The sequence below is a fragment of the Amycolatopsis sp. NPDC043887 genome, from assembly GCF_056435665.1.
Map to the genome: position 1 here is coordinate 198,248 of NZ_JBWKEB010000007.1, position 17,427 is coordinate 215,674.

The window sequence follows — 17,427 nt, forward strand, 5'->3', positions numbered from 1 at the left end:
ACGAGTTGCCCTTGGGGGTCCAAAAAAAGAGCCTTTTTCGCGGGGGGGGGGGGGGGGGGGGGTGAGGGGGGGGGTGGGGGGGGGTTTTGGGGGGGAAAACCAAAACCCCCCCCCACGACCCCCTCGACCCACGACCAGGCCGAAGGTGCCCGTTCGTCCCTTCAGGCGCAGCGAAGGGAGCCTTCACCCCACCTGTCAACCTCACCCCTAAGCTACGTGACATCGGGTTCTAACGACCCGAAACACTCACGACCCACCCGACCCGCACCGTGCCGCCTCGCTCCCGGCTGCCCGCCCGCGGGAGGCGCCAGGGCGACAAGCGGCGGTCTGCCGTGCCGCAAGAAATCCACTTCCGGATAACTCGCCCGCATTCCTTTCGTCCGCTATAAAGTTAAAGAACGCTTCGCTCGCGAAGGTGCTTCGCTTGCGAAGTAGCCCTTCGCAGAAATGCGCGAGCGCAAGTTATCAGCAGTTGAGGTGAATCACCGCGTGGCTATCACCGCGCGGCCGGAGTTCGGCCCTATTTTGGCCCGCATGGTTGAGAAGGATTCGACGGCGCGGACCCGGGAACTGGGCCACCGCATGAAGGCGTTCCGGCAGCGCAGGCACTTCAGCGGAGCCGACGTCAGCCGCCGTAACGGCTGGTTGCAGAGCAAGGTCACGAGGTGGGAACAAGGGCTGCGTGAGCTGTCCATCGTGGACGCGGCGCTGTATCTCGCGACCTGCGGCGAGGCGGAGCCCGAACGTGACCTGCTGCTGGAACTGACCCAGCCCGGCGGTGACCTGTACTGGGTTCGGCCGTATTTCGACGAACTCGTCGATCCGACGAAATCCCTTGCTATCCAGGAGAATCTCGCGCACACCCTGGTGCGCTACGAGTCGTTGACCCTCCCCGGGCTGCTCCAGACCGAACCGTACGCCCGCACCGCCTTCGAGCTGATCGGCAACCGCGACCAGGCTCAGCTGGACCAGGTCGTGAACGCCAGGATGGAGCGGCAGCGGCTGCTGCGGCGCGATCGTCCGCCGAGGTGCCGGTTCTACGTCCACGAGCGCGCGCTGCGTTCGGTCGTCGGCGGCCCCCGGATCATGCACGAGCAACTGCTCCACCTCGTCCTGTCGGCGAACCTGCCGTATTGCTCCATTCGTATCGTCCCGGAAAGCGACGGGGTGGGCACGGTGCTCGAGAATTCGTTCACCATCATGGAATTCACGGAACATCCGGCGGTGGTGTACACGGATTCCTATGCGGCCGGGGTGTTCATCGACGATCGGGTGGCGGTCGAGGCCTATTATTCCCTTGTCGCGAGGCTTGAAAGCGATACTCTGACCGAGGAGAGGTCACGCCAAATGCTCGCCGAATGGGCGGACCGGTACGACCGGATGGAGGAGTGAGCCGTCCGGGGTTTCCCGCGGTCACCTACTGGGGTAATCCTTCCTGGTAGCCGAGGAGAAGGAGTTCGTGGTGACGAAGACGCAGGGTGGTGCCCCGGTCGCCGAGACGGAGATCGAGCGGAAGTACGACCTGGCGGCCGGCAGGCCCATCCCGCCGCTGGTCCCGGTCGGTCCCGTGACAAACCAGGCCGAGCCGAGGGTCGACGTCCTCGACGCCACGTACTTCGACACCTCCGACTTCCGGCTCGCGCAGGCAGGTATCACGCTGCGTCGGAGGCTGGGCGGAAGTGACGAGGGCTGGCACCTCAAACTCCCGGTCGGCGAAGACCGGCGAGAGGAGCTCCGCCTCCCGCTGGCGGGCAAGCCGGACAAGGTGCCGGGCGCGCTGGCGAAGCTCGTCAGGGCGCACACCCTCGGCGCGAAGCTCGTCCAGGCCGCGCATCTTCGCACCGAGCGCACCTCGTACGCCTTGCTCGACGCCGAAGGCCGCGAGCTCGCGACGCTGACCGACGACGTCGTCACCGGCGAAGCTGGCGGGGAGAAGGCGCACCTGGACCGCTGGCGGGAGATCGAGATCGAGCTCTCGCCCGGTGCCGATCCCGAAGTGCTCGACAGCCTGGACCAGGCTGTCCTGGAAGCGGGCGCGGAGCGGTCGAGGTGGCCGTCGAAGCTCCGCCGCTTGACCGACGACCTCGTGCCCTCGGCCGGGGGAGCGTCGGGTTCGGTGCTGGCGGACTATCTCGCCGCGGAGCTGGACGCGTTGCGACGCAACGACATCGGCGTCCGCCGGGACGCCGAGGACGCGGTGCATCAGATGCGGGTCGCGAGCAGGCGGTTGCGCAGCGCGCTGCGGACCTTCCGGCGCTCCCTCGATCCGGACGTCGCGGACGGGCTCGCCGCCGAGCTTCGCTGGCTCGGAGGCGAACTCGGCCCGGCGAGAGACACGGAGGTGATGTCCGCGCGCCTGCACGACGAGGTCAGGGCGTTGCCGGTCGAGCTGGTGCTGGGCAATGTCGAGCAGCTGATGACGCGGCACTTCGCGCGCGAAGCGGAAGAGGCCAAGGCGCGGGCGATCCGGGCGCTCGACAGCAAGCGGTACACGGATCTGATGCGGGCATTGGAAAAGCTCGTCCGCAAACCGCGGAAGATCAAGGACGATAAGAAGGAACTACGCAAGGCGGTTGCTCGTTCGAGCCGGAAGCTGGGCAAGGCCGTCGCCGCGGCGAGCGAACTGGAGCCCGGTGCGGAACAGGACGCCGCACTGCACGAGGTGCGCAAGAAGGCCAAGCGAGCCCGGTACGCGGCGGACACGGTCAGGCCGGTGACCGGCAAGAAGCTTCGAAAATGGCGAAAGAACGTCAAGGCGGTGCAGTCCACGCTCGGCACGCATCACGACATCGTGGTCACCAGGGAGGTCTTGCGGCTCCTGGGCCTGCGCGCGTACGCCGAGAACGAAAACGCTTTCACCTATGGGGTCCTGCACGGACGTTCCATCGCCGCCGCCGAGTCCGCGCACCGGCGCTTCGCCGGGCAATGGCAAGACATGGGTAAAGGTTCTCGCCCGAAATGGCTCAAATGAGGTAGCCCGGGTTGACCTCTCGCCCTCGCCGAGTACCGTCGAGGGGACTTGGTGGTCTGGAGAGAGGCGCTCCCAATGTTGCCTGGCCAGCGCGTACCCGGCGAAGCCCCGCCCCTGGCCGTGACCACCAGCCGCCGCAAGGACGGCGTCCTCGTCCTTACCGCGGTGGGCGAGATCGACGCGGCCACGGTCGGACGGTTCCGCACCGAGCTCACCGGTGCGTGTGTCACGGGTAAGCAGGTGATCCTGGACCTCTCCAGGGTCGGTTTCCTCAGTTGCGCGGGTTTGCACGTGCTCGAGGAGGCCAACGCCGTGGCGCCCCGGTTCTCGGTGATCGTGAAGACCCCTTTGGTGTCACGGATCCTGGACGTCAGCGGAGTCGGAGCCGACCTCGACGTTCGACGTGATGTGGAGGATTTGCGGCTCTAGGCCGTGTCCTGGGCGTTAGACCCCGCCGAGCTCGACCTCGTCGGCGGTGACGTCCGGCAGCAGACCGCGCCAGCGTGGGTTGCGCAGGCAGCCCGCGTCGGTCCAGCCGCCGAAGACGACCTCGCCGACGATGGTCGGCCGTGACCAGCGCGCGTCCCGCGCCTGCTTGTCCGGGACGGAGTGGAACGGGGATGTCTTGCGCTCCAAGCGGAACAACCGCCGGGAGAGCTCCGCCAGTTCGTCGCCCGCGAAGCCGACGCCGACGTTACCGATGTACCGCAGGCCATCCCCGTGCGGGACGCCGAGCAGCAGCGAGCTGAACGTGTCCGCCCGGCTGCCGCCGCCCGGCCGCCAGCCGCCCAGAACCACTTGCTGCACCAGGGTTCCGGTGATGGAAAGCCATTCTCCGGTGCGCCGTCCCGGGTGGTACGCGGAGCCGGCCCGTTTGGCGACGACGCCGGCGAGCCCGTGTTCGCGGGCCGCCCGCGTGACCGCGCCGCCATCCCCGAGGTAGTACCGCGGGACCTGCCAATGCGGTCCGCCGAGCCCGAGTTCGTCGAGGAGTTCTCGTCGTTCCACATAGGACGAGCCGAGGCACGAGCGGCCGTCGAGATGCAGGAGGTCGTTCACCAGATAGAACGCCGGATACCGGGAGGTGAGCCGTTTCGCGGAATTCTTCGTCGCCCGCGCGCGATGCCCGAGCCCGTCCGGACTCGGCTTCCCGCCGTCGAAGACCACGATCTCCCCGTCCAGAAAGGCTTCCGTGGCGCCGAGTTGCTCCCCGAGGCCGCGGAATTCGGGATACAGCCCGGTGACGTCGTCCCCCGAATCGTCGTAGGCGGTGATCCGTCCCCCGGACACCCGGATCAGGGCGCGGCGCCCGGACCAGTCGAATTCGTAGGCCCAGTCCGCGTCTTCGCTCGTCGAAGGAAGCCGCCCCGGTTTGGCCAGCATCGGGGCGAGGAACGAGGGGAGTTCCGCGCGGCCGGGATCGGCCGGATCGAGCCTCTTGAGCAGCCAGCCGTTGTCCCTGCCGTCCTTCTTCACGTTGAGGAACAGGTATTTCCCGCGTGCTCGCTCGCCGTGGAAGACGACTTCGACCTTGTGGTCGTTGAAGTGCAGCGTTTCGTACCGGCCGGTGTCCCAGATCGTCATGGTGCCGCCGCCGTATTCGCCCGCGGGTATCTCGCCTTCGAAGGTGAGGTATTCCATCGGGTGGTCTTCGGTGTGCACGGCGAGCCGTTCGAGATCCGGCGACATCGGCAGGCCCTTCGGCACCGCCCAGGAGACGAGTACTCCGTCCCGTTCGAGGCGGATGTCCCAGTGCAGGCTGCTCGCGTGGTGCTCCTGGATGACGAACAGATCGTCGGAACCGGTCTTCCCGTCGCGATCCGGAAGGGGCTCGGGAGTCCGCCCTGGTCTGCGCTTACGGCGGTATTCGCCGAGTTTCTCCGCCATGGTCGGCCAGCGCACCCCTCTCCGGATCCGGTCACGCAAAGCCTAGCGCCGTTCACGCCCCTTCCGTACGTCGAAGGCCCCTTTTCCCACGGTAACAGCAGGAAAAGAGGCCTTCGCGCGATGCGGTTCAGTCGGTTTCGGCCAGCGCCTCCGCGAACTGGGCGGCATAGAGCCGGGAGTACGCACCACCGGTGAGCAGCAGTGTTTCGTGGTCGCCCTGTTCCACGATCGATCCGTTCTCCATCACCAGGATGACGTCCGCGTCGCGGATGGTGGAGAGCCGGTGCGCGATGACGAAACTGGTCCGTCCTTCGCGCAGCGAATTCATCGCCCGCTGGATCAGCACCTCGGTCCGCGTGTCGACGGAGCTGGTGGCCTCGTCGAGGATGAGTATCGCGGGCTTCGCCAGGAACGCCCGCGCGACGGTGATCAGCTGTTTCTCGCCGGTGCTGACCGTGCCGCCCTCGTCGTCGATCACCGTGTCGTACCCGTCGGGGAGGGTGCGGACGAACCGGTCGACGTGGGTCGCCTTGGCGGCCGCGACGATCTCGTCGTGCGTGGCGCCCGCCGAACCGTAGGCGATGTTCTCCGCGATGGTGCCGCCGAACAGCCACGCGTCCTGCAGCACCATGCCGGTCTTGGCCCGCAGGTCCTCGCGGTCCATCCTGGCGATGTCGACGCCGTCGAGGGTGATCCTGCCGCCGTCGAGTTCGTAGAACCGCATGAGCAGGTTGACCAGCGTGGTCTTCCCGGCGCCGGTCGGGCCGACGATGGCGACGGTGTGCCCCGGTTCGACGGTGAGCGACAGGTCCTCGATGAGCGGCGTGTCCTCGGTGTACCGGAACGACACATGCTCGAACTCGACCTGGCCCCGCACGTTCTCCACGCGCGCGGGTTCGGCGGGCTCGGGTTCCTGCTCGTCCGCGTCGAGCAGTGCGAAGACCCGCTCCGCGGATGCGATCCCGGACTGCAGCAGGTTCGCCATGCTGGCGATCTGCGTGACCGGCTGGCTGAACTGCCGCGAGTACTGGATGAACGCCTGGACGTCGCCGAGCGACAGCGTCCCGGACGCCACCCGCAGCGCGCCGATCACGGCGACCAGCACGTAGCTCAGGTTCCCGATGAACATCATCGCGGGCTGGATGGTGCCCGAGATGAACTGCGCCTTGAAGCTCGCTCCGTAGAGCGTGTTGTTGTGCTCACGGAAGACCTCTTCGGCCTCCTCGCGGCGGCCGAACACCTTGACCAGCGAGTGCCCGGTGTACATCTCCTCGATATGCGCGTTGAGCCGTCCGGTGGTGGACCACTGCTTGATGAACTGCGGCTGCGCCTTCTTGCCGATCTTGGCCGCGACGAGCACCGACGCCGGAACCGAAAGCAGCGCGACGAGCGCCAGCAAGGGCGAGATGACGAACATCATCACGAGCACGCCGACGACCGTCAGGAGCGACGACACGATCTGCGCGAGGGTCTGCTGCAGGGACAGCGCGAGATTGTCGATGTCGTTGGTCGCCCGGCTCAGCACCTCGCCGCGCGGCTGGCGGTCGAAGTAGCTCAACGGGAGCTTGGCGAACTTCTCCTCGATCCGCTCACGCAGGTCGAACACCGCCCGCTGGACCAGGTTCGTGGTCAGCCTTGCCTGCAGCAGCGAGAAGAACGACGCCACGATGTAGAGCAGCAGGACCCACAGCAGGACCTGGCCGACGGCGTCGAGGTCGATGCGCTGGCCGGGGACGAAATCGATCCCCGAGTACAGGTCGGCGACGGTGTTGTCGCCCGCGGCCCGCAGCCCGGCGATGACCTCTTCCTTGCTCACGCCCGCGGGCATGTCCTTCGCGACGACGCCCGCGAAGATGAGGTCCGTGGCCATCCCGAGGATCTTCGGGCCGATGACGCTCAGCGTGACACTGGCGATGCCGAAGAGCAGGATGCCGTACAGCACGGCGCGCTGCGGCTGCAGCAGGCGCAGCAGCCGTTTCAGGGATCCCTTGAAGTCCAGGGCCTTTTCGGCGGACTGCCCGCCCATGAAGCCGGCGGGGCCGCGCCCGAAACCGCCTCCTCCGGGGCCGGGTCCCCGTGCCGCGCTCGCGCGCTCGCCCACCGGCTCGGCCGGGGTGTTCTTGGTGTCCGAAGTGGACTCGGGCGCGCTCATCAGGCGGCCTCCCGCTCGGTCAGCTGGGACAGCACGATCTCCCGATAGGTCTCGTTCGTGTCCATGAGTTCGGTATGGGTTCCGCTGCCGACGACGCGGCCTTCGTCGAGCACGACGATGCGGTCGGCGTTGCGGATCGTGCTGACCCGCTGCGCGACGATGACCACGGTCGCCTCGGCGGTCTCCGCCGCGAGCGCCCGCCGCAGCGCGGCGTCGGTCGCGTAGTCGAGCGCGGAGAAGGAGTCGTCGAAGAGGTAGATCTCGGGACGCCGCACCAGCATTCGCGCGATCGCGAGCCGCTGGCGTTGCCCGCCCGAGACGTTGGTCCCGCCCTGGGCGATGGGGGAGTTCAGCCCCTCCGGCATCCGCTCGACGAAGTCCTTGCCCTGAGCCACTTCCAGCGCGTGCCAGAGCTCTTCGTCGGTGGCGTCGGCCTTGCCGTAGCGAAGATTGCTCGCGACCGTCCCGGCGAACAGGTACGGCTTCTGCGGCACCAGCCCGACGGCGTCGGACAGCACGGTCTGATCCAGTTCGCGGACGTCGACGCCGTCGACCCGCACCGAGCCCTCGGTGGCGTCCATCAGCCGGGGGATCAGGTTGAGCAGCGTGGTCTTGCCGCTGCCCGTGCTGCCGATGATCGCGGTGGTCTCGCCGGGCAGGGCCAGCAGCGAGATCTCCTGCAGCACCGGCTTCTCCGCGCCGGGGTAACGGAATTCCACATCGGACAGTTCGAGCCGTCCGTGCACCTCGCCGGGGCTGACCGGGTTCGCGGGGAGGACGACGCTGGTGTGCGTGTCGAGCACCTCGGTGATGCGCTCGGCGCTGACCTCGGCGCGGGGCACCATCATGAACATGAAGGTGGCCATCATGACCGCCATCAGGATCTGCATCAGGTAGGACAGGAACGCGGTGAGCGCGCCGATCTGCATGCTGCCGTCGTCGATGCGCAGCCCGCCGAACCACAGCACGGCGACGCTGGAGGCGTTCATCACGAGCATGACGATGGGGAACATCAGGGCCATCAGCCTGCCGACGACGAGCGAGACGTCCAGCAGTTCGGTGTCGGCCTTGGTGAACCGCCGCCGTTCGTGCGTGTCCTTGACGAACGCCCGGATCACGCGGATCCCCATGATCTGCTCGCGCAGGATCTGGTTGATCTTGTCGATGCGCTCCTGCATCAGCCGGAACGCCGGACGCATCTTCGCGATGATGACCCCGACCGAGACACCCAGGATCGGCACCGCGAGCACGAGTAGCCAAGAGAGGGTGACGTCCTGGTTCAGCGCCATGATGATGCCGCCGAAGCACATGATCGGCGCGGAGACCATCAGGGTGAAGGCCATCAACGTCAGCATCTGCACCTGCTGGACGTCGTTGGTGGTGCGGGTGATCAGCGACGGCGTCCCGAATTGGCCGACTTCGCGGGCGGAGAAGTCCTGGACCCGGTGGAAGATCGCGCCGCGGACGTCCCGGCCGACCGCCATCGCGGTCCGGGCGCCGTAGTAGACGGCGCCGATCGAGCAGGCGATCTGCACCAGCGACACCAGCAGCATGACGCCGCCGACACCGAGGATGTAGTCGATGTCGCCCTTGACCACGCCGCCGTCGATGATGTCGGCGTTCAGCGTGGGGAGGTAGAGCCCGGCGAGGGTCTGGACGAACTGCAGCAGCACGATCAGCCACAGGTCTCGCCGGTACGGGCGCAGGTGAATGCGCAACAACTTCGTCAGCACAACGGTTTCTCCCCCAGTGGTGGGTAGGGTGTCACTGCTTCTTCGGGTTCGCGCCGGTGAGCGAGGGGATGCCCGCCGCGGCCTCGTGCAGGAGGACGTCGAGCGTCTCCAGGAACGGCCTGGAGCCCTCGTCGATCAGCCAGCTGAAGAACGCGGTCTTCACCGCGGACTCCACGATCGCCGCCATGAGCCGCGCGTTCAACGCGTTTTCCGGGTCCGCGCCCGCACGCTCCAGGATGGCGTCCGCCAGTACCTGTTCGACCTTGGCGTGCGCCTTGAGGAACTCGCCCTGCACGGACGGGTGCAAGAGCAGCGACCGCGCCAGCTCGACCGAGCCGCGATTCGGTTCTCCCAGGCTGCCGTAGGCTTCCAGCGTCGCGGTTCCGACAGCCTCCCACAGCGCCTCTCCCGAAGGCCGCTCGCGCAGCGCCTCCCGCAGGAGTTCCTGTCGTTCGACGATGAACGAGCAGATCGCCTCCTCCTTGCTGGAGAAGTAGTTGTTGAACGTGCGTGGCGAGACCCCGACAGCGGTGGCGATGTCCTCTACGCGGACCTGTTCGACGCCTTTCTCCATGGCGAGCTTGAGCGCCGCCTCGCTCATCGCGCGACGGGCCGCTCGCTTCTTGCGTTCGCGCAGCCCCAAGGGCGCGGCCGGGTCCGGGGTCATGCCGTCAGCCTAGAGAAAAGTTGCGTGGCACGCAAATTTATGCGCACTACGCACTTTTCGGGCATCCCCCGTGGCGCAGGACACCCAAGATGAGCCGAATGGCCTAATGTGCACCGCTCACCAGCCGTAATGCGTTCGTGACCACGTCACTGCCAGCGGTTAGACGGAAACCGACTGTGGACACGGATAGTGACTTCTGCTTGCATGGCCGTCGTTGTGCTGGGGAGTGCGACACGGGTCCGGGTATGCGAAGAGAAAGAAGTGGAAGCACATGGTGACGCGGGCTCGAGGCTTGCTTGACCGCTCACGGGTTCTTCTGGACCGTTCCAGGGTCGCCGCGGCGCAGTTCCTCGCCGCACCGCCCCGGCACGCTCCATCGGTTCCGCCGGTCGAACAACCGGTGGAACAGCGCCCGGCGGTGGAGGCGCCGGACGCCGGCGCGCTCGCCGGGGTCTGCTCCAATGTCGCGCTGCGCGACCTCAACCTGCTCGATCAGTTGCTCGCGCAGCTGGAGACGATGGAGGCGGGGGAGGAGAACTCCGACCGCCTCGCCGAGCTCTACCGCCTCGACCACCTGGCGACCCGGTTGCGGCGCAACGCCGAGAACCTGCGTGTCCTCGCCGGCCGTGACGCCGACGACACGACCACAGGGATCTCGTCCGTGCTCGACGTGATGCGGGCCGCGATGTCGTCGATCGACCACTACTCGCGGATCACGATCGGCCGCGTCGTTTCGCTTGGTGTCGTCGGTTTCGCCGCCGAAGACGTCAGCCGGATCCTCGCGGAGCTGTTCGACAACGCGGCGAACCAGTCTTCGCCGAGTTCGCCGGTCAGCGTCAGCGCGCATCTGACCGAACAGGGAAGCGTGCTGATCCGCATCGAGGATGAGGGCATCGGCATGCCGCCCGAACGCCTCGCCACGTTGAACGAGCGGCTGGCGGCGGGTCCGGTGCTCGACGACGATTCCGTGCGGCATATGGGTCTCGCGGTCGTCGGCAGGCTCGCCGACCGGCACGAGATCACCGTGAAGCTCGACCGCCGCACCCCGCACGGCACGGTCGCCACCGTGCTGCTGCCGGTCCCAGTGGTCTCGGAACTGGTCGAAAAGCAGTGGTCCGGCTCGCAGACGGTCGTGCTGCCGCAGGCCAGGATCACCAACGGCGCGCCCGTGGGGAACCCGGTCGCGACACCGTCCGGGCTGCCGCGGCGCCGCCTGGCCCCTTCGGCGGCACCGGAACCCGAACGGATGCCCAGCCCGCGTCCGCGCACGGCCTTCGAACCACCCGCCGACGGCGGCACCACGGCCAGCGGTCTGCCGCGCCGGGTTTCCCGCAGTATCAGGACTTTGCCCGACGAACCGGCCCCGCCGACCACCCCGTCCGCCGACGCGGCGGACGGGCACGAGGCGCTGCTGGCCGACCTCGATGCCTTCACCGACGGCGAGCGTGCCGCCCTCGACGACCGGCACGAGCGTGAGACCGGAGGAAACACCCAGTGACCGCCCAGGACGCGACCACGGATTTCACGTGGTTGCTCGACGACTTCGTGCGCAAGGTGCACGGTGCCAGCCACGCGCTGATCATGTCCGTCGACGGCTTCCCTTTGACCGCGTCGGAATCGGTGTCCAGCGACGACGCCGAGCAGCTCGCGGCCATCGCGAGCGGTCTGCTCAGCCTCGCGGGCAACAGTGCCGCGCTGTTCGGCAAGGGCAACTGCGAGCAGATCATCATCCGGCTCACCCGCGGATACTTCCTGTTCATGGGGATCGGTGCCGAGGCGGGTCTCGCGGTGCTCACCGAACCGGACTGCGACATGAAGGTCGTCGCCTACGAGATGACCCAGTTCATCACCAACGCCGGTCACGCGCTCACCCCCGAGGTGCGAGCGGGACTCCGGCAGGTCCTGACCGCCCGACGGCCGCAGGCCTGACAATCCGGAGAAGGAAAGGATGACCGTGTCCAGCGACCAATCTCCGGACCGGCCCGTCAAGATGCGCAGCCGCAGAATCCGGCCGTACGCGCTGACCGGCGGCCGGACGAAGAGCAGCCAGCTGCTGCTGGTGGAGACCTTGATCTCGGTCCCGCGTTACGACCCGTCACTGGCCGAAGCGCTGATGCCCGAATCGCGCTCGCTGTACGAGCGCGCCCGGGATCGTTCGTCGATCGCCGAACTTTCGGTGGGACTGGATCTGCCACTGGGCGTGGTCCGGGTGCTCATCGGCGACCTCGCCACCCAGGGCGCCGTTTTCGTGCACCCGACGGCCCACGCCTACAACCACGATACGAACGTGCTCGAGAGGATCCTCGATGGACTCAAGCGCCTCCCGGTCTGACCCCAGTCTGCTGGCGATTTCCGCCAAGATCGTGGTCGCCGGTGGATTCGGCGTGGGCAAGACGACCTTCGTCGGCTCCGTCTCCGAGGTCCCGCCACTGAGCAACGAGGCCTGGATGACCGAGGCGGGGGCCGGCGTCGACGAGCTGGTGCCGCCCGGAACCAAATCCACCACCACGGTCGCGATGGACTTCGGCCGGATCACCCTGCGTGAGGACCTGCTCCTGTACTTGTTCGGCACGCCCGGACAGGCCCGGTTCTGGTTCCTCTGGGACGACCTCTCGCGCGGCGCGCTCGGCGCCGTCGTGCTGGTCGACACCAGCCGGATCGACCAGTCGTTCGCCGCGATCAACTACTTCGAGAACGACTCCGAGCTGCCGTTCATCGTCGCGGTCAACCAGTTCGAGGGAATGCCGGTGCACGACCTCGAAGAGGTGCGCGACGCGCTGGCGCTGTCCCCGGACATCCCGCTGGTCACCTGCGACGCCCGCGACCCGAAGTCGGCGGTCGCGACGCTGCAGGAACTGGTGTCGCACACGCTGTCCCTCGCGGTGGTCTCCGGGCCTGGTCGCGAGTTCGCCGCACTCAGCTGAACGGTTCTGGGAGGAACGTCGAGGATGCGCAAGGTTCTGATCGTCGGTGCCGGACAGTCGGGGTTGCAGCTGGCCTTGAGCTTGCTCGCGCACGACTACGACGTCACGGTGATGTCGGCGCGGACGCCGGACGAGATCCGGTCCGGGAAGGTGATGTCGACCCAGTGCATGTTCCACTCCGCTCTGCAGCACGAGCGGGACCACAAGCTGAACCTGTGGGAGGAAGAGACCGTCAAGGTCGAAGGGCTCGGCGTTTCCATCGCGGGACCGGACTCCAGCCGGGTGCTGGACTGGTTCGGGCCGCTGGAGCACTACGCGCAGTCGGTGGACCAGCGGGTGAAGATGGCCGCCTGGCTCGAACTGGTGGAGGACCGGGGCGGCAAGGTCGTCATCCACGGCGTCACCACGTCGGATCTCGCTCCGCTGGCGAAGCTGTACGACCTGGTCGTCATCGCGGCGGGCAAGGGTGAGCTGGTCCAGTTGTTCGACCGGATGCCGGAGCGTTCGCCCTACACCGAACCCCAGCGCGCGCTTTCGCTGGCTTACGTGCACGGACTGGAGCGCAGGCCCGAGCACCCGGACAAGGCGGCGGTGCGGTTCAACATCATCCCCGGTGCGGGTGAGCTGTTCATGATCCCCGCGTACACGCTGAGCGGGAACTGCGACATCCTGTTCTTCGAGGGTGTCCCCGGCGGCCCGCTCGACTGCTGGGACGACCGGCCGTCGCCGCAGCAGCATCTCGACCGGATCCTGTCGCTGATGAAGCAGTTCCTGCCGTGGGAGTACGAGCGGTCCCGGAACGTCGTGCTGACCGACGACAAGGCGACGCTGGCGGGCGGATACACGCCCGTCGTGCGGAACGCGGTCGGCAAGCTCGACTCGGGGACCGCCGTGCTCGGCATGGCCGACGTCGTGGTGGCCAACGACCCGATCACCGGCCAGGGTTCCAACAACGCGAGCCACTGCGCGGCGTCCTATCTGGACTCGATCCTCGAACGCGGCGACAAGCCGTTCGACGAGGAGTGGATGTCCGCGTCGTTCGAGAAGTACTGGGAGTACGCCCAGCACGTGACGACCTGGACCAACGCGATGCTGCAGCCGCCGCCCCCGCACGTGCTCCAGATCATCGGCGCGGCGGGGGAGAAGCCCGCCGTGGCGAAGCGGTTCGCGAACGGGTTCTCCGATCCGACCGACTTCCAGCACTGGTTCCTGGACCCCGCGAAAGCGGAGAAATACCTGGCCGAGGTCTGATTCCAGGGCCGCGGCGGTCCCGCGATCGGGTCCGCGGGGCTGTCGCGGTGCGCCGTTTCGGGCTACCGTGGTCACCGTCTGTGAGTACGGTCGGTGACGGCAGCGGAGGTGCGGCTCGATGCGTTCGATGTGGAAGGGCTCGGTGTCCTTCGGGCTGGTGAGCATCCCGATCCAGCTGTACGCGGCCACCGAGAACAAGAACGTCTCGCTGCGCCAGGTGCACGAGGCCGACGGCGGCCGGATCCAGTACAAGCGGTTCTGCACGATCGACGGTGAGGAAGTGCCCTACGCCGAGATCGCCAAGGGCTACGAACTGCCCGACGGCGAGATGGTCGTGCTCACCGACGAGGACATGTCCGAGCTGCCGCTGGCGTCGTCGCGGGCGATCGACGTGCTCGAGTTCGTGCCGCTGGAGTCCATCGACCCGATCCAGTTCGACAAGACCTACTACCTCGAACCGCAGAAGAACGCCGTCAAACCGTACGTGGTCCTGCGTGACGCGCTGCAGAAGGCGAGCCACGTGGCGGTCGCGAAGGTCGCCATCCGGCAGCGGGAGACGCTCGCGATCCTGCGGGTCCACAGCGATGTCCTGACGATGACGACGATGTTGTGGCCCGACGAGGTCCGCGTCCCGGACTTCGGGTTCCTGCACGACGATCCGCCGCAGGTGCGGCCGCAGGAGCTGACGATGGCGGGTTCGCTGATCGACTCGCTCTCGGAGCCGGTGTTCGAGCAGGACAAGTACACCGATTCCTACCGTGAGGCCCTGGAAGCCATGATCGAGGCCAAGGCCGCGGGCAACCAGACGACGAAGCCGAAGGTCGTCGGCGCGAAGGCCGACGTCGTCGACCTCATGGAGGCCTTGCAGGCCAGTGTGAGCGAGGCGAAGAAGAGCCGGAAGCCCGCAGCCGCCAAGAAGGCCACGGCGGCCAAGAAACCCGCGTCGGGCAAGCGAACTCCGAAGAGCGCCTGACCCTCCTTTGTGAACTGTCGTGCCCGGTGGCACCCGCCGGGTACCACGACACGCCGCGCGTATGCCAGGATTTGTCGCCCCTCGGTGGTAATAAGGCAATCGAGGAGAACTTTTCCGAAGCGATCTTCGATCCTGATCGCGGGAGGCGGCATGACCATGGAGTGCGCGTTCTGCGCCGATGGGCTCGATCACTGCCACGGGACCCTGGTGGTCCACGTCGACGGTGGTTTCACCGAATGCAGCGAAGACGGCTGCGTCGACCTCGACTTCTCCCGGCACACGCTGACGATCGACTGTTTCGACGTCGACGGAGGCTGCTCGTGCGCGGAGATGGCGGCACGGCTGCTGCTGCGGGCTTCTTGACCGGCGGCCAATACACCAGTCCGGCCCGATTCGGGCGATCGCGCCCGATTGCCACTCGAAGGTGTATGCGTTCGTGTACATCGTGGCCTGGAATGTGTTAACTATGACGGGGTCCTCCGGCTCTCCCTCCCCCTCGGAGCCGGGGGACCCCTTCATGTCACGGTGCTTCCTTCGCGGTGTCGTGGATCGGCGCCCCGTTGTAGGAGCGGATGGCCTCCCAAACACCGTCCCCGTCCGCGTAGTCACGGGCGGGCAGCGTGCCCAAGGGGCCAAGGACGTCGTCGCCCGCTCCGGCCGCCGCGGCGGCCCGCAGGAGTTCGTCGCGTCCACACGGGTACTTCGCTTCCGTCAAGTACGGGCGAGGGTCCGTCCCTGTCATCGGCTTTCCCTCCTTCTCGTCGTCCGATGCGGATACCCGGCGAGCGGAGAACGAAAACGGCCCGGGCACCCGGCGTGAGGGGACGCCGGGTGCCCGGGCCGTTCAGACGCCGGTACCTGGGGGGCTCGGTACCGGTTCGGTCCGGTGCTCAGTACCAGTGGGCGCGACCGCCGATGGCCTTCCCGGTGTTCCCGAGAACGGCAAGGATGATGCCGATGACCGCCAGCGCGATCCCGATCGAGTACAGGACGGGGATGCTGGCGATGACACCGACGACAATCAGGATGACGCCGAGAATGATCACGGGAACACCTTCTCCTTCGTAGTCGCCCGGCCCGCGTGCTGCCGGGGTGTGGCTACCAAGGGAATTCCCGCCCTGATCGGCGAGAAACAGGTCCATCCGGCCGAAGTTTTCACGCATTCGGCCTAGTCGCTGCCCGGCCTCGTGAGTGGTAAGGACGGTTAGAACCGTCCTTACCACTCACGAGACTGTCGAACTCAGTACCGGTAGTGGTCCAGCTTGTACGGACCCTCGACGTCCACGCCGATGTACTCGGCCTGGCGCTTGGTCAGCTTGGTCAGCCGGACGCCCAGCGCGTCGAGGTGCAGGCGGGCCACCTTCTCGTCGAGGTGCTTCGGCAGCACGTGGACGTCGGTGGTGTACTCGCCCTGCTTCGTGAACAGCTCGATCTGCGCGATCGTCTGGTTGGTGAAGGAGTTCGACATCACGAAGCTCGGGTGGCCGGTCGCGTTCCCGAGGTTCATCAGCCTGCCCTCGGACAGCACGATGATCGAGTGCGCCTCGCGGTCCGCCGTGGCGGGGAAGACCCACTCGTGCACCTGCGGCTTGATCTCGATCTTCTGGATGCCCGGGATCTTCGCCAGGCCGGCCATGTCGATCTCGTTGTCGAAGTGCCCGACGTTCGCGACGATCGCGTTGTGCTTCATCTTGGCCATCTGGTCGGCCATGATGATGTCGAAGTTGCCGGTGGTGGTGATGAAGATGTCGCCGCGCCCGACGACGTCGTCGAGCTCCACGACGTCGAGGCCCTCCATCGCCGCCTGCAGCGCGCAGATCGGGTCGATCTCGGTGACGACCACGCGGGCGCCCTGGCCGCGCAGCGATTCCACGGCGCCCTTGCCGACGTCGCCGTAGCCGCAGACGACCGCGACCTTGCCCGCGATCATCACGTCGGTGCCGCGGTTGAGACCGTCGATGAGCGAGTGGCGGATGCCGTACTTGTTGTCGAACTTCGACTTCGTCACCGAGTCGTTCACGTTCATCGCAGGGAAGAGCAGTTCGCCTTCCTTGGCGAGCTTGTAGAGCCGCTTGACGCCGTTGGTGGTCTCCTCGGTGACCCCGCGGACCTCCTTGGCGATGCGGGTGAACCGGCTGGTGTCGCGGTCGAGGCTCTCGCGCAGGGTCTCCAGGACGAGGTGGTACTCCTCGGGGTCCTCCTCGGTCGCCTGCGGAACGGCGCCGGCGGCCTCGAACTCGACGCCCTTGTGGATCAACAGCGTCGCGTCACCACCGTCGTCCAGGATCATGTTCGGGAGGCGGCCGTCACCGAAGTCGAAGAGCTGGTCGGTGCACCACCAGTACTCGGCGAGCGTCTCGCCCTTCCACGCGAACACCGGCGAACCCGACGGCTTCTCGACGGTGCCCTCCGGGCCGACGACGACGGCCGCGGCCGCCTCGTCCTGCGTGGAAAAGATGTTGCAGGACACCCAGCGCACCTCGGCGCCCAGCGCGACGAGCGTCTCGATCAGCACGGCGGTCTGCACGGTCATGTGCAGTGAACCCGCGACCCGCGCGCCCTTCAGCGGCTGGGAGCCGGCGTATTCGCGGCGCAGCGCCATCAAGCCGGGCATCTCGACCTCGGCGAGGCGCAACTGCTTGCGGCCGGCCTCGGCGAGGGAAAGGTCGGCGACGGCGAATTCGATCCCGTTGACCTTGGACAGGGTCGGGCTCATGGGTTCTCCAATCATCAAGGAAGGCAGGGCGGAGCTGTCCTTTACGCCCGTGGCGGAAAGGACTGTGTCACTGCGGGGTTCAGCGCACGGCCTCGACGACGAGGGCCGGAAAAGGGTTCAGACGCAACAAAGGCACCTCCACAGTGGGAGGCG

17 protein-coding genes are annotated in these 17,427 nt (G+C 67.1%); 10 read left to right on the plus strand and 7 right to left on the minus strand.

Annotated features, from left to right (window positions below):
- Positions 1-534: 534 nt before the first annotated feature.
- The 3 genes from AC069H_RS20230 to AC069H_RS20240 all read left to right on the plus strand — a co-directional run bounded on the left by AC069H_RS20230 (position 535) and on the right by AC069H_RS20240 (position 3,400).
- Complete coding sequence (locus tag AC069H_RS20230) at positions 535-1,392, plus strand: helix-turn-helix domain-containing protein (RefSeq protein WP_478233392.1); 858 nt, start codon at positions 535-537, stop codon at positions 1,390-1,392.
- 70 nt (positions 1,393-1,462) lie between these two features.
- Positions 1,463-2,971: a CYTH and CHAD domain-containing protein gene (locus tag AC069H_RS20235; protein ID WP_478233393.1), complete on the plus strand. Its 1,509-nt coding sequence runs from the start codon at positions 1,463-1,465 to the stop codon at positions 2,969-2,971.
- A 75-nt stretch (positions 2,972-3,046) separates the two neighbouring features.
- Positions 3,047-3,400, plus strand: coding sequence for an STAS domain-containing protein (locus AC069H_RS20240; RefSeq protein ID WP_478233394.1), 354 nt, complete (start codon positions 3,047-3,049; stop codon positions 3,398-3,400).
- Between the two features lie 15 nt (positions 3,401-3,415).
- On the opposite strand, the gene AC069H_RS20245 is transcribed toward AC069H_RS20240, so the two are convergent.
- From AC069H_RS20245 to AC069H_RS20260, 4 genes are all read right to left on the minus strand, one after another.
- Complete coding sequence (locus AC069H_RS20245; protein ID WP_478233395.1) at positions 3,416-4,858, minus strand: DNA polymerase ligase N-terminal domain-containing protein; 1,443 nt, start codon at positions 4,856-4,858, stop codon at positions 3,416-3,418.
- A gap of 127 nt (positions 4,859-4,985) precedes the next feature.
- The gene (locus tag AC069H_RS20250; protein WP_478233396.1) at positions 4,986-7,010 is read right to left on the minus strand and encodes an ABC transporter ATP-binding protein; all 2,025 of its coding nucleotides are present in this window, start codon (positions 7,008-7,010) and stop codon (positions 4,986-4,988) included.
- A complete protein-coding gene (locus AC069H_RS20255; protein ID WP_478233397.1) occupies positions 7,010-8,743 on the minus strand; it encodes an ABC transporter ATP-binding protein in 1,734 nt (577 codons plus the stop codon). The genes AC069H_RS20250 and AC069H_RS20255 overlap by 1 nt, the downstream gene beginning before the upstream one ends.
- A gap of 31 nt (positions 8,744-8,774) precedes the next feature.
- Positions 8,775-9,410: a TetR/AcrR family transcriptional regulator gene (locus AC069H_RS20260; protein ID WP_478233398.1), complete on the minus strand. Its 636-nt coding sequence runs from the start codon at positions 9,408-9,410 to the stop codon at positions 8,775-8,777.
- A 271-nt stretch (positions 9,411-9,681) separates the two neighbouring features.
- Here AC069H_RS20260 and AC069H_RS20265 point away from each other — a divergent pair, with 271 nt between their 5' ends.
- The 7 genes from AC069H_RS20265 to AC069H_RS20295 all read left to right on the plus strand — a co-directional run bounded on the left by AC069H_RS20265 (position 9,682) and on the right by AC069H_RS20295 (position 14,921).
- A complete protein-coding gene (locus AC069H_RS20265) occupies positions 9,682-10,908 on the plus strand; it encodes a sensor histidine kinase (RefSeq protein WP_478233399.1) in 1,227 nt (408 codons plus the stop codon).
- Positions 10,905-11,339 (plus strand): roadblock/LC7 domain-containing protein, encoded by a 435-nt coding sequence (locus tag AC069H_RS20270; protein WP_005159022.1) that lies wholly within the window; start codon positions 10,905-10,907, stop codon positions 11,337-11,339. Before AC069H_RS20265 ends, AC069H_RS20270 begins: the two co-directional genes overlap by 4 nt.
- Positions 11,340-11,358: 19 nt before the next feature.
- Positions 11,359-11,742: a DUF742 domain-containing protein gene (locus AC069H_RS20275; protein WP_034307728.1), complete on the plus strand. Its 384-nt coding sequence runs from the start codon at positions 11,359-11,361 to the stop codon at positions 11,740-11,742.
- The gene (locus tag AC069H_RS20280) at positions 11,717-12,334 is read left to right on the plus strand and encodes a GTP-binding protein (protein ID WP_478225967.1); all 618 of its coding nucleotides are present in this window, start codon (positions 11,717-11,719) and stop codon (positions 12,332-12,334) included. The genes AC069H_RS20275 and AC069H_RS20280 overlap by 26 nt, the downstream gene beginning before the upstream one ends.
- A gap of 24 nt (positions 12,335-12,358) precedes the next feature.
- Positions 12,359-13,585: a styrene monooxygenase/indole monooxygenase family protein gene (locus tag AC069H_RS20285; protein ID WP_478233400.1), complete on the plus strand. Its 1,227-nt coding sequence runs from the start codon at positions 12,359-12,361 to the stop codon at positions 13,583-13,585.
- Positions 13,586-13,703: 118 nt separating this feature from the next.
- Positions 13,704-14,558 (plus strand): non-homologous end joining protein Ku, encoded by an 855-nt coding sequence (gene ku, locus AC069H_RS20290; RefSeq protein ID WP_478225969.1) that lies wholly within the window; start codon positions 13,704-13,706, stop codon positions 14,556-14,558.
- A gap of 150 nt (positions 14,559-14,708) precedes the next feature.
- Positions 14,709-14,921, plus strand: coding sequence for a hypothetical protein (locus AC069H_RS20295; RefSeq protein ID WP_478225970.1), 213 nt, complete (start codon positions 14,709-14,711; stop codon positions 14,919-14,921).
- A 157-nt stretch (positions 14,922-15,078) separates the two neighbouring features.
- On the opposite strand, the gene AC069H_RS20300 is transcribed toward AC069H_RS20295, so the two are convergent.
- From AC069H_RS20300 to ahcY, 3 genes are all read right to left on the minus strand, one after another.
- Positions 15,079-15,300, minus strand: coding sequence for a DUF2795 domain-containing protein (locus tag AC069H_RS20300; protein WP_478233401.1), 222 nt, complete (start codon positions 15,298-15,300; stop codon positions 15,079-15,081).
- 148 nt (positions 15,301-15,448) lie between these two features.
- Positions 15,449-15,721, minus strand: a complete 273-nt coding sequence (locus AC069H_RS20305; protein ID WP_478225971.1) for a hypothetical protein — start codon at positions 15,719-15,721, stop codon at positions 15,449-15,451.
- 77 nt (positions 15,722-15,798) lie between these two features.
- Positions 15,799-17,274, minus strand: coding sequence for an adenosylhomocysteinase (ahcY, locus tag AC069H_RS20310; RefSeq protein ID WP_478233402.1), 1,476 nt, complete (start codon positions 17,272-17,274; stop codon positions 15,799-15,801).
- Positions 17,275-17,427: the final 153 nt, after the last annotated feature.

Excerpts from the sequence above, each read along its gene's own strand:
- AC069H_RS20230 (WP_478233392.1), top strand. The coding sequence starts at position 535 with ATGGTTGAGAAGGATTCGACGGCGCGGACCCGGGAACTGGGCCACCGC.
- AC069H_RS20240 (WP_478233394.1), top strand. The coding sequence starts at position 3,047 with ATGTTGCCTGGCCAGCGCGTACCCGGCGAAGCCCCGCCCCTGGCCGTG.
- AC069H_RS20245 (WP_478233395.1), bottom strand. The coding sequence starts at position 4,858 with ATGGCGGAGAAACTCGGCGAATACCGCCGTAAGCGCAGACCAGGGCGG.
- AC069H_RS20250 (WP_478233396.1), bottom strand. The coding sequence starts at position 7,010 with ATGAGCGCGCCCGAGTCCACTTCGGACACCAAGAACACCCCGGCCGAG.
- AC069H_RS20260 (WP_478233398.1), bottom strand. The coding sequence starts at position 9,410 with ATGACCCCGGACCCGGCCGCGCCCTTGGGGCTGCGCGAACGCAAGAAG.
- AC069H_RS20265 (WP_478233399.1), top strand. The coding sequence starts at position 9,682 with ATGGTGACGCGGGCTCGAGGCTTGCTTGACCGCTCACGGGTTCTTCTG.
- AC069H_RS20275 (WP_034307728.1), top strand. The coding sequence starts at position 11,359 with ATGACCGTGTCCAGCGACCAATCTCCGGACCGGCCCGTCAAGATGCGC.
- AC069H_RS20280 (WP_478225967.1), top strand. The coding sequence starts at position 11,717 with ATGGACTCAAGCGCCTCCCGGTCTGACCCCAGTCTGCTGGCGATTTCC.
- AC069H_RS20285 (WP_478233400.1), top strand. The coding sequence starts at position 12,359 with ATGCGCAAGGTTCTGATCGTCGGTGCCGGACAGTCGGGGTTGCAGCTG.
- ku (WP_478225969.1), top strand. The coding sequence starts at position 13,704 with ATGCGTTCGATGTGGAAGGGCTCGGTGTCCTTCGGGCTGGTGAGCATC.
- AC069H_RS20295 (WP_478225970.1), top strand. The coding sequence starts at position 14,709 with ATGACCATGGAGTGCGCGTTCTGCGCCGATGGGCTCGATCACTGCCAC.
- AC069H_RS20300 (WP_478233401.1), bottom strand. The coding sequence starts at position 15,300 with ATGACAGGGACGGACCCTCGCCCGTACTTGACGGAAGCGAAGTACCCG.
- AC069H_RS20305 (WP_478225971.1), bottom strand. The coding sequence starts at position 15,721 with ATGCGTGAAAACTTCGGCCGGATGGACCTGTTTCTCGCCGATCAGGGC.
- ahcY (WP_478233402.1), bottom strand. The coding sequence starts at position 17,274 with ATGAGCCCGACCCTGTCCAAGGTCAACGGGATCGAATTCGCCGTCGCC.